This window comes from Hydrocoleum sp. CS-953 (assembly GCF_002260545.1).
In the GTDB taxonomy this organism is placed as follows: Bacteria; Cyanobacteriota; Cyanobacteriia; order Cyanobacteriales; family Microcoleaceae; genus Trichodesmium.
The window spans coordinates 1-12,344 of the sequence record NZ_LGSU01001408.1; the positions used below are offsets into that span (position 1 = coordinate 1).

The following is a 12,344-nucleotide window of genomic DNA, read 5'->3' on the forward strand; positions in this document are numbered from 1 at the left end:
AACTTCCCTGGATGTTTTGACCATTCAATGATTGCCTGAAAATAACCACGCCAAGTGGCAACCAAGCATTTGATTATTTGTTTTGATACTTTAGTTGGTAATGCTCTATAGGCATCACTATCTTTGGTGGCGTGGTATAGTTTAGTTAAATCCAGACTTTTTGAGCACTTGAAAAAATGCTGACGACAATAATAGTTAGCTAAGTTGTACAAGTTTTTAGACTTCAAGGCTAACTCATCACACACTCGCCAAAAGTTATGTGTTCGGTTAATAATATGTCTGTCAACAAGTCGCATTCACTTTTTATTTTTCATATTTTAGTTGTTACTTGTTTAATATTACAAAACTTTTGTAAATTTTACAACTATTTTCTACGGTTTAAGTTTAACAGTTAATCACCCCACTCTGGCATAAGTCTCAGAATAGGAATTAAATATAGAGAAGCTAACGAAGCCACTGCCAACACAAGTAAAATTGCTGCAGCAGTCAAGATAATATTTGTAAAAGTGACAAAACCAGCGACTTTTTGAATTATGTTTATTTGGCTTCCTGGTGTAACTATTTCGTAGTTATTAGTTAATTGTATAATCTCTTCTAAGCTTAACTTTTCCCCAACAATAAGTTGAGATTTTTCCAAGTAATATTTTGTTTCTGTTATTGCCTGAGTTTCTGAAAGTACACCCCTTTTTTCTAGTTCCTCAATAGTAGTAATACTGTGTCGAATAGAAATTAATTCTTGAACTTTTTCTAGTGGGAGGTTATCAAGATTATTGATATTATTTTGGGCAAGACTCACACTAGGGGTGGAAAGCCAAAATATAATCGCTAAAAATAAACTAATCAGCCGACGCATCATAATATATAGTTTTGTAGAAAATGCTATACTTAGATGGTACTTCAATTATTACAGCACTTTCAAGGATAGTAAGGTACAGTAACAGTAATTATTAAATTGGTAAAATAATGTCTCATATATAATCCGGTTATATAATATATGTTTCTAACTATATTTAAACATTCAGTCTCCCCTACTCCCCTACTCAATCAAATGTAGAAAAGTTTCTGAGAAATGGTATAATTTATGGCCTGGTGTATGTTTGGTAATGGACAATTTACCAGGTCATAAAGTTCAGGTGTTGCAGAAATATAATTGAAGAAGCAAGAATAAAAGTGCTATATCTTGCGACCTATTCTCCTGAATTTAACCCAATTGAAAATTGTTGGTCAAAAATTAAAGAATTATTTGCGAGGGGTTGCGACTCGTACTAGAGATAATGCTCGAAATAGCATTACAGCAGTTTTAATTTGGGTAGACCACTGTAGGGACGTTGCATAACAAAAATGCTAACGTCCCTACAAGCTTTTGGTTGTGACGATGTGGTTTATAAATCTGACAACCGCTGTAATGGAAGCAATTGAGCAAGTGACTTTAACTGATATTATAAATTGGTTCACTCATTGCTGTTACTGTACCTCACCATCCTCATGCATTGCTGTAATTTTTATTTCAACAGGACTTACGCATGAACGCTATTGGTAGTGGCGTGACACAGCTAAAACTGTGCAATAGATGTAGGTTGGGTTGTTTGCGTTAGCATTGCGCAGTATGGAAAGTTTGCGGAGCATTTCCAACGGAAAAACCCAACAAGAATTTTGCTCCCCTACTCCCTTACTCCCCCACTCCCTAATGCACCATTTTAGGTGTGTCGGTCCAGTAGTGGACCGTTTCAACTAAAATAGTGCATTAGATTTGTCATTGCGAACGACAGTGAAGCAATCTCCAGACACTTTTCTATTGCAACATTTAAGATGAAACAATCCAGTAGGGTGTGTTAGCGCACTTCGTAACGCACCAAGCCTCTATATATAGTGCCTTTGCGTAAGTCCTGTTCAACTTGAGACTTCAAATGTTTCAGGGTTTACACCATTGTTTGCAGTTAAGGCTTCAGTATCTAACTCATTGCTCAAAACCGATGTTTCATCTTCGTTTACTTTGGCGAGTTCTTCTTCCAACACCTGAATTGCTCCTTGAATGCGGAGTAGGGTGTTTTGAACATTGGTCCGCTTGTCATCAAGTTCTGTCAATACTTTTTGACCGGATTCAAATTCGGCTTTAAGTTCTTGAAGGCGTTGTTGTAGTCGTTGTTTCATTTGCTTGCTTTCGATCTTTTAATTGTGTCTCTAAGAAATTTTGTGTGGATTATTCTCATTCCCATGCAGATAGTTTATCCAAGTAGAACCATCATAAGCGACGTATCCTTGCCATACAAGTGCTTTCCAATCAGGGTGATCAGTTATTGCCATCAGCGTTGTTCCTGGTGGTTCGCCAGCTAAGTTTGTTCGGAAATAAATTGTCACAGGATGATCTGTAGAACCCCAATCTCCCCGATTATTGCATCCGATTATATCCAGTTTTGTTTTAAATGTACCGTTCACATGAAGCTTTGCTGTCGGCGAGTTTGTGCCGATGCCCACATTGCCGTTGTCGAGCAGAACCATCTTGTAGTCATTGTCAACGCCAAAGCCGATGAATCCACCACCAGATTGCTTGTTGATCAGCGTGTACTTGCCATCGCTGTTTTGTATCAGCCCGTAGCCTGTTCTGCTGATGGCATCCTTGTGGCCAAACCCAGCCCAGGCTTCACCATGACCCACGTCGCCGACGAAGACGTTATTGACGATGGCGTTACCGCCAGCAACTTCAAGTTTTTGCCCCGGACTCGTGGTGCCGATGCCCATATTGCCGTTCGCCAATACGCTAAGTGCATCTCCTACCCCAGAGACCCATATGGCAGCTGTGCCTCCCGGGCGGTTGCAAAACTCNTTGACGATGGCGTTACCGCCAGCAACTTCAAGTTTTTGCCCCGGACTCGTGGTGCCGATGCCCATATTGCCGTTCGCCAATACGCTAAGTGCATCTCCTACCCCAGAGACCCATATGGCAGCTGTGCCTCCCGGGCGGTTGCAAAACTCTACCCGCTTACCTATACCTTCACTGGTGGATAGTCGCAGGTAGGCTTGGGTACCTGTCGATTCAAAAAGGCCGACTGCATCCTCAGTTTTCACATGAAGTTTATGTGTGGGCTCGTCTGTGCCGATACCGACTTTGGAACCGCTTGTTGTAGCCAGATTTAAGCCCGTGGCACCTACGCTTAAGTTTGTCAGTTGTGAACCATCACCGATGAATCTGGTCGCTTTTACATCGCCACTTACTTCGAGTTTGGTAGAAGGAGCGGTAGTGCCGATACCAATATTGCCAGAACTATTCCCATATAGAGTAATTTTCCTGCCCCCAGAAGTAGTTCCCAATCCAAAATCTGTAAATCCGAAAACCACTAGACCGTCTTTAGGACCATCGTCTATCCACTTCTCAAAACCATCTCCCCTCTCTTTAGCAGAGTAAAAAACCCCTTTGTTAGTATCATTAAAATAAAGTACAGGTTTNCGGTAGTGCCGATACCAATATTGCCAGAACTATTCCCATATAGAGTAATTTTCCTGCCCCCAGAAGTAGTTCCCAATCCAAAATCTGTAAATCCGAAAACCACTAGACCGTCTTTAGGACCATCGTCTATCCACTTCTCAAAACCATCTCCCCTCTCTTTAGCAGAGTAAAAAACCCCTTTGTTAGTATCATTAAAATAAAGTACAGGTTTCTTACCCGAGAATATACCACTGCCCTCCACTTCTAGTTTCTGAGAAGGATATTGAGGAGATTCTGTTCCAATACCAACCTTATCTTCCGGTCTGATCGCAAGTGTCAAACCCGAATTACCGGCAACGGCACTGCTTAAGTCGTTCCATTCAGTAATGGCTAACCCATCACCCGATTGTTTATCTGTGTTTTTTGTGTAAAATCCCATAGTAAATAAAGTGGTAAGGTTTACGATTTGTAGTTAAGTTGACTAGAGTCCCATAGTTATGCCTGGTCGATATTGAAATAAAGCGCCAGGTAGTATTTGATCTCTTGTTCATACGCGGCAAATNGCAACGGCACTGCTTAAGTCGTTCCATTCAGTAATGGCTAACCCATCACCCGATTGTTTATCTGTGTTTTTTGTGTAAAATCCCATAGTAAATAAAGTGGTAAGGTTTACGATTTGTAGTTAAGTTGACTAGAGTCCCATAGTTATGCCTGGTCGATATTGAAATAAAGCGCCAGGTAGTATTTGATCTCTTGTTCATACGCGGCAAATTCAGGCAGTTGACGATTAATAATGTCTGCAATTTTAGTGGAAAAGGTGCCCGGATCTGAAATATTTGCTATGTAGGGCTCGAACTTTTTGATCAGCATATAATTGCTCTCAATGCCCCTTGCCCGCATGGATTTTTCCAGTGAGGGTGGTGCCTCAGGCTGGAACTCCGGCAGGATGCGGCTTACATAGGTTACCCGGTGCATAATACGCCAGCAAGGTTTGGCCTTGTCTATGTTCCCCCGCGCCTGACGCAGAGCCTGGGCATTGGGGTCTGGGCTTTCGTCGAGCCATATTGGGTCAATGACCTTAGAATACAGGTCGATGAAATTCTTGCCTTTCGGTTCCAAATAGAAACTCATAAAGCGGTAGGCATCAACTGTACCCGGCTTGATCAATCCCTTGGTCAGACTGCGCCCATCCACCCCTGCATACTTATAGCGCGGGGAGGTAGGAATATCGACACTTACATCCAGACCAAAAGAAGTGCTTGACTCCTTGGTTTTGGATTTGCTTAGGGTGAAACTGGAACCACTTGAAAATAAAGTTTTTTGCTCAAAGGCAACTCCGGCGTCCAACTCAGAATGCACTCCGAAAGCGCCTCCCAAAGATAAGCTGGTCTCATTGGCATAGGTTTCCTGTTGGGTTTCTGCGATCTCGGTCGATTCAGCATAGAAACCACCCTCTACCGTCCAGACATAAGTATTCATCAGGTTGCGTTGACTCCCCATTTTCGATAGGTCGTCTTTCAACTCAGTGTTATTGTATCCAAGTTGAGTGGCAAGTTGTCCCGCTACTTGATTAAATGCGGAAGTAATTATAGGCCCTGCACCAGGATACAAAGCGGCAAGTTGGAAGATCCCTGTCGTGGCGGCAGCTGCTTGGAAGTGAGCATTGGTTTTGGCCACATCAAATGAATCTTCAAAATACGCCTTCAGTTCCATCTTTTCCCGATCAATCTGCTTTTTCAATTTGTAGGCTTCGCGGGGTTTGAAATAACTGTACTGCCCGTAAGCACCCTGTGCCTGGGGATAATGGTCATCGGTCGTTTTGCCAAACTTGCCATCTAACGTGCCTTGCTTGGTATAAAGCGGATTGATGGGGAAAGGGATTATGTTGACATCTTCCGGAATATCGGGGTTAGGCTGCCAGGAAATGCTGACCAATGCATTATTATGTGCCAGGCGCAGCAGGTAAATATCTGCCGTTTTTGACTTTACCAGAGCATAGCCAGTGTTGCCAAGTTTGTAGTAACGTTCAGCACCAGACTTTCCATTGTCATAGCCTGCCAGGGCAGCACCCAATGCACGTTCGGTGTTGACACTTGTTCCGCGCTCGTAACTTTGGGAACGATTACCGGAAGTATTCCAATTGGATGCGGTTGCCAATCCGGCTTTAGCTTTGAAAGATACGCCAAAACCCAGTGGTGCAACCAGTGTATTGATATCCATTCCTATCTCCGCCTCACTATCCACCGCAACATTCCAGCCCGCCTCCTTAGAGGTGCTGTAGTTATAGGAAACCTCTTCAGCCTGGTGGAAGCTGATGGAATTGTTCAATTTATACGCATAGGTATCCACATCAGCATCTTTGCCGACAGGGAAGTTTTCAGCAGGCACCGGCGGCGGCCCTTCCAAGTATCCCATTACCTGGGGGGCAAACTGCGCCTGGCCGTACCACTGGCTTACCAGATTACCTACTTTGTAACCAGTCATCCGGCTCCATGCACCGCCTGCATCAATGAAGGAATAACAGCGCTTCAAGATGCCATTCAGAGTACCGTCGTCATTTTTCTGCACATCTCCGTATTCCACCACTGCGGGCCTAGACCGTATTTTACCGTTGTATTCAGTCAATACTCCTGTCAGCGCCGACNCCTGGCCGTACCACTGGCTTACCAGATTACCTACTTTGTAACCAGTCATCCGGCTCCATGCACCGCCTGCATCAATGAAGGAATAACAGCGCTTCAAGATGCCATTCAGAGTACCGTCGTCATTTTTCTGCACATCTCCGTATTCCACCACTGCGGGCCTAGACCGTATTTTACCGTTGTATTCAGTCAATACTCCTGTCAGCGCCGACCGGACTTGAGGGATTTCGGTAGCTATGGGTGCAGTCGAAAGCACCTCTTTAAGCATACTACTATTATTATTATGAATCGTCAATTGAACACTGTTCACACTGGCATCTTGTACTTTATTATCCGTCTGCTTTATCGGCTTATCAAACGTGTAATTCGCCAGCAACTGCTCCCATTCCCCTTTCAATCGTCCAAAGGCATTGTCAGTAATCTGTTCATTAGTACGCGGAACATTCCAGATTCTGATCTCTTCCAAANTCTTTAAGCATACTACTATTATTATTATGAATCGTCAATTGAACACTGTTCACACTGGCATCTTGTACTTTATTATCCGTCTGCTTTATCGGCTTATCAAACGTGTAATTCGCCAGCAACTGCTCCCATTCCCCTTTCAATCGTCCAAAGGCATTGTCAGTAATCTGTTCATTAGTACGCGGAACATTCCAGATTCTGATCTCTTCCAAAGTCCCGTGAAAATGATCTGAATAACTGCTGGCATCTTTTTTTATACCTCCTATGCTTAACTGATCGACTCCTTGTGCAGTAGAGTCTATGGAAGTATCGTGGGGTTGGGGAGACCCATCCACATAGAATTGAAACTGTCCAGGGTGATTGGTTTGCGGGCTATCTCTCCATGTCCCCTCGGATGCAATCCCATGGTTTTCACTCACATCATCGTATAAGTACTTGCCTTTTCCTTCCGCTATACGCCAGTGCGATAGCAGCCCTGCCTTGTTTTCCGGCACAGTTAGCGCTTTTGCTTCGCTTGTTGAAAGTGCGCGATTCCATATGCGAACACTGGCGAAAGTACCGATGAAGCCGCCTCCTCCCATTATGAAATCCTTAAAGGCTTCCACAATTTCTATTTCCAGGGGAGTGATACTGGTCCATTCTGTGGTGCTGTTATCGCTCTTTGTGACAATGAGGGTATGGTAGTATTTGGGATTGGGGTCGGATGACGCATCTGGGTTTGTGCTAACCATGGATTGAGAAAGTTTCATGCTATTATCCATCTGGTCTTGCTTTTCAGCCATACCCTTAATCATCTCTTCCTGGCTTTTGTCCTCGTACCACTTTTTGTCACCAGAATCAGTTCCTACTTCCTGATTACCACCGGTAATGGGATACTCTGCTTTTGTTGGTTCTGTCTGGGGTTTGTTTTTGGACCGGATCAAAGTGATTTTATAAAATTGACCCAATGGCTCCAACTTGTCAGGCTTGTTTTTTTGGCTCTGAGTAGAATTGTTATCCCTCTCAACCGACTCCTCTAAGTAATTTGTACCTGCCCAATTAAATACCACTTCCTTGTTACCATCAATCTTTAGGCTGTACTCATCCGTTTTTTCCAGAAGGGTACCTGCTGAATCAATCTTTACCAATACCTCCAGAGTAAAATCATCAATTAGCTGCAAGGAACTATCATTGCCACAATTGATGGCGTTTCCATTTTTGAGGTGATACCCCCAATATTTCTTGTGGGTAAAAGCCAGATGCCTCCATTGTTCCTTCCCTTCGGATTTAAAGGCAAACGCATTTTTACTGGTATATTTTTTATCACCAAGGGTAGCCACACATTTATATTTGTCAGCACCATCCTTTTCAATGCCCAACGAGTAATTCTGGCTACCTTTTTTATAGTAAAGAATACTTCCCGGATTGTTAAGAATATTAGATGGCTTAACCCAGGCTTCCACGCTCAAGCCTTTTTCTGTGGGCTGCAATGCTTCAAGTTTGTCACTATCGCCAGTGTTCAATAGGGCACCGTTGGTGGCTGATTCAGGATTAAATTCGAGTGCTAGGCTAGCCTTCCAGTCCTCCCATTGGCCGATGGTGTTATTGATATTATATTCATAGTTAAAAGTATCACTAATCTCAGTTTTTGTGTCTGTATCTGCGTCGTACTTGACCTCAGCGTTGAACAGATAGCTTCTGGAATGTTCCCATTGTGGTGCGCTGGTTCCGCCAAGGTTGGCTGGGTTACACTCAAAGTTTTGATAATTATACTCAACCATAACCTCTAAACCAGCTTCAAGGCGGTCAACACTTTGGACATTGGTATCCTGTACTGTAAAGGTGATAATACGGACTTTTGCCACATCCAGGAGCAATGCAATCAGGGATTGTTTTAATCCTGCTCGTCGGGCTTTTTTATCGGCCTCATTGCCCTCTCGCAGCAATTGTAGAGATAAATTTTTGATTTCTTCATCAGTTATGGCAGTACTCAGAGATGCCTGGGTACCCGTCATCGATGCAGACGTTAAGTTTCCTCTGTCTGTTTTTCCAGTGACCTCTTGTATCAAATTTTGTCTCTTCAAATACCCCCAAAGTGTATCTATGTCGCCAGTATCAGTCACCATACCGGACAGGTATGACTTGTAAAATATGTCAGCCTTAACCGTTACATTGGCAGTTTCAACCAAAGAGAACTGCTTTTTGGCAATATTCAGTGTGGTGTTATTGGCCAGGTAAGCAGACAAATCGCTCAATGGCACGGAGTGTTCGGTACCATCAGCTAATTGAGCGGCATATTCTCTGCGTTGTTCTAGGCGGTCACCCACCTCACCCCAGAGCTTCACCGCCTCCACATTCATATTCTGTTTGCCGTCGTTGCCGGTGATATCCGAGGTCAGCTTAATCTGGATAGAATCCCCTTGACCCTGGCCAGGCGTCCCCACGCGCACATGAAATACGTCGCCCTTCTTAAACTGCTTTCCACTCGGAAGACCTGTGACCTCCACCTCCTCCGTCTCTTGGCTCCCGGTGTACTCCTTATCGAGGGTACAAAAAACAACATTGAACATGAGATTGTTGTCTACAGTAGTACGGATCTTCAAGGTACCGTTGCCTGTCTGGGGTTTGATATAAGCTGCTCTGGGATCGGGATCGGGATCGCTGGTGTTTCCCAGTGGCTCCAGTGTTCCCAAGCGCAACTGGCTGCTACCATTCAAAATGCCGGTAATTTGAGAACAGCGCCTGGGGAGGTGATTCCATTTTTCCACCTCACCGCCTTGGGATGTCATGGTTAAGGTGCATGTCTTACTATTATTTGGCACATTCGCAACCACATTAAGAGTCATGTCACGATCGAGGCGCGGTTTCAAAGACAGTGGAGGGTTTACCTTCTGTGAACGAGAATTAGAATTGTTATCCGTAACCGTTTCCGTAACCGTTACACTTTTACTTCCGGTAGGATCAAAGTAAAGCACGAAGAAATTATTTTCTTTTCCCTTAAAATAAAGATTTACCCTTCCTAGGGAATCATCGAACAAATAGGGTTCCGTTGCTACAACCGCATCTGAATAGCCTAAACTACTGCCAATACCAGCGCTTGTAAAGGCAAATTTCAGTATCCCCCCGCTTGTACTTAAGCCATTGGGATCGATATCCAGAAGCCTCATTTTTTGGGGTTCCTGCCACACCACTTGATTTAAAGAATTTAGATCTTCTCTGTATGGATTTTCATCCAGTGCCTGGACATTGATGTCCGGCATATTGACAGTATCGGTGGTTAGGCGACTGAGCTGTCCAGAGGCAGCTACAGAAAAATTGAGGATGCCGATGTATTTGTTGCGCTGTTGGTCTTCGAGTCCTGTAGCCAGCATCACGCAGGCTTTATTTTTCATGGGTTTATTGTCAGAACCCATTTCCTGTTGGTAGTAATAACAGGATGACAAACCGTTGACAGGGGAATATGGAACTGACCGAGGTTGTAATGGAAAAGCGTACTCGTCTTTAACTCGATTAGGGACACCATTAGGGTCACTATTCACCTTTCTATATTCAGTTTTAATGGTAGTCCTATCGTCTTCATATTCAATCAAGGGCCATTCATAAGATCCAAGAAGAAAATCATCCTTAATCACTCCTGTTCGGATGATGTAAACCATCTCAGTCAAAGCATCTTGAGGTATGCCTTTTTCATTATATGGATCTTTACTTAATAATTTATTGGCAATACTATCATCATTCTCGCCATTGTTGATTTCCGCTTGCACTTTTGAAACTAAACCGTCATCGATTCCATATTTTTTGATAAATTCGTTGACGACTGTTTGTGAGTCGCTTGTCTCGAATACAATGCTGCCATCAAATCTGATATTGAAGCTATTTACTTTGCCGGTTGTAGCATCAGTCGTGAAAATCTGCCATCTCTGTTCTTCTGAATCTGCTCCAGGCAACAACAGCACAGAAAAATTGCCATTGGCTAAATTATTGGCAAAAACCAATTCACGGGTCGGCTCATAAAATGGTTTGCNACGACTGTTTGTGAGTCGCTTGTCTCGAATACAATGCTGCCATCAAATCTGATATTGAAGCTATTTACTTTGCCGGTTGTAGCATCAGTCGTGAAAATCTGCCATCTCTGTTCTTCTGAATCTGCTCCAGGCAACAACAGCACAGAAAAATTGCCATTGGCTAAATTATTGGCAAAAACCAATTCACGGGTCGGCTCATAAAATGGTTTGCCTTCCACATCGACAGCAGAAAGGGTATCTTTTCTGGATGCGGGTTCCGTTTTGTGGCGACTGCGCTGATATCGGATTTCTCTACTGAGCTTTAAAGTCGTTCCGCTGAGGATGAAGCGATCAACTAAAAGAGTGTTGTTCACTATGGCCGGGTTCTCATTCTTGGGATCATTCCCTGCGATAGACTGGCGAAACACATAAATATACTTGCCATCTGAAAGCGTCTGAAAAGGTGCTTTGTCCCCCAACCTGGCTGTACTAGACCAGAAGTCATCGGTCCTGTCTGTGATGTCTTTTTCGGTCAATTCCTTGCCGCTTGCATCCAATGGCTTCCCATCGTCATTGTAACTCTGAATGATCTTGCTATTACCGCTGTTGTATTTGCTAATCTGAAAGTTGGGCACTACGCCATACCCAACCTGCATGATTTCTGACGGGAAATGCAACTGGCTTAATTGCTTTTTATCTTTAAAATTAACTTCCGACCAATAGTTTTTATCTTGATCACCCTTGAGAGCATTTTGCTCCGTATTCGACATATCCAATACACTGTAAAAGATACGTCCCTCCTCTCTCATGGCAAGACTTACGGGCGTTCCACGATGTGAAACCATACTGGTATACAAGTAATTATGACTTAACTCCCTTTTGATGTTTGCGCTGATTAAAGAAGACGATTGTGACATAACTTCTCAATTTAAAGTATATAAAATTCTAACTAATAACTAATAGAGGTTAGAACCTCTATCAGGCAAAGTTTTCAAGGAATTGAGTGGACATAATCTGAAAAACGGCGATCGCCAACTAAAATTCCTCAAAACCCTATCACTTCGTTATGAGTATGATCGCCTAAAGTTTTTTCTCAACCGGACCTCAAATAGCTAAAAGCCTTGTCAAAATCACCAATTACCGAATTTATTAAATAAGTCACTAAAAAAATGAGGGAACGGCGAGTAACTTATAAGGGTTTAGTTTTTATAATCAATTCATTATAAATCACGCCATTACACTCAAGAGCATTTGTTAACAAATCTTTTCTTTACGATTCTTTTCTTTACGATAAATGAGATCTGGTACATAACTGATAATGTATCCGATAAAAAAGGATCCTGTGCTGTAATGGGATAAGTTAAGAACAAAAATTAGATTTTTAATAATTGATAAAAAATCAATCTTGGCCAAATCACTAAGTTCTTATTTTGACTTTAGCGTTCCCGGAGCGTTGCGTCAGCAGTATCACCTATGAGACATTATTTTACCGATTTAATCATTACTGTTACTGTACCTCACTATCCTCGAAAGTGCTGTAACTAATCAACACAGACTGAATAACTTTATTGTTTCCCTTACCAAAACTCAAGTAAGTATCAGTAGCCAAAACCCTGTAGGGGCGATTTCGTTCCGAATGCTGTCGCAAACGCGTAATTAGCAGAATTCCGTAGGAAATCGCCCCTACGAACAAAAAAAAACGCTCCCCAAAAATGGAGAGCGTTTTTATTAGCTAATTAAAAAATTAACCCTTGATAGCAGGAGCTTCAACAGAAGCTAAATCTAGAGGGAAGTTGTGAGCGTTACGCTCGTGCATTACTTCCATACCTA

The 12,344-nt window shown here is 42.9% G+C and carries 5 protein-coding genes and 2 pseudogenes; 1 reads left to right on the forward strand and 6 read right to left on the reverse strand.

Features of this window, described 5'->3' with window-relative positions:
• A pseudogene (locus tag AFK68_RS28425) lies at positions 1 to 296 on the reverse strand (RNA-guided endonuclease TnpB family protein); the annotation flags it as partial.
• A gap of 95 nt (positions 297 to 391) precedes the next feature.
• Positions 392 to 856, reverse strand: a complete 465-nt coding sequence (locus tag AFK68_RS28430; protein ID WP_094677086.1) for a hypothetical protein — start codon at positions 854 to 856, stop codon at positions 392 to 394.
• Between the two features lie 354 nt (positions 857 to 1,210).
• Here AFK68_RS28430 and AFK68_RS43690 point away from each other — a divergent pair, with 354 nt between their 5' ends.
• Positions 1,211 to 1,336, forward strand: coding sequence for a hypothetical protein (locus tag AFK68_RS43690; protein WP_256386676.1), 126 nt, complete (start codon positions 1,211 to 1,213; stop codon positions 1,334 to 1,336).
• 554 nt (positions 1,337 to 1,890) lie between these two features.
• Here the strand turns inward: AFK68_RS43690 and AFK68_RS28440 are convergent.
• From AFK68_RS28440 to AFK68_RS43855, 4 genes and pseudogenes are all read right to left on the reverse strand, one after another.
• Positions 1,891 to 2,151 (reverse strand): hypothetical protein, encoded by a 261-nt coding sequence (locus AFK68_RS28440; RefSeq protein WP_094677090.1) that lies wholly within the window; start codon positions 2,149 to 2,151, stop codon positions 1,891 to 1,893.
• Positions 2,152 to 2,181: 30 nt separating this feature from the next.
• Positions 2,182 to 2,823, reverse strand: a 642-nt coding sequence (locus tag AFK68_RS40025; RefSeq protein WP_210407662.1) for a hypothetical protein, incomplete at its 5' end; no start/stop codon positions are given.
• A gap of 3,711 nt (positions 2,824 to 6,534) precedes the next feature.
• Positions 6,535 to 10,166: pseudogene (locus AFK68_RS46820) on the reverse strand (LamG-like jellyroll fold domain-containing protein); the annotation flags it as partial.
• 2,092 nt (positions 10,167 to 12,258) lie between these two features.
• Positions 12,259 to 12,344, reverse strand: an 86-nt coding sequence (locus AFK68_RS43855) for a photosystem II protein D1 (protein ID WP_305778159.1), incomplete at its 5' end; no start/stop codon positions are given.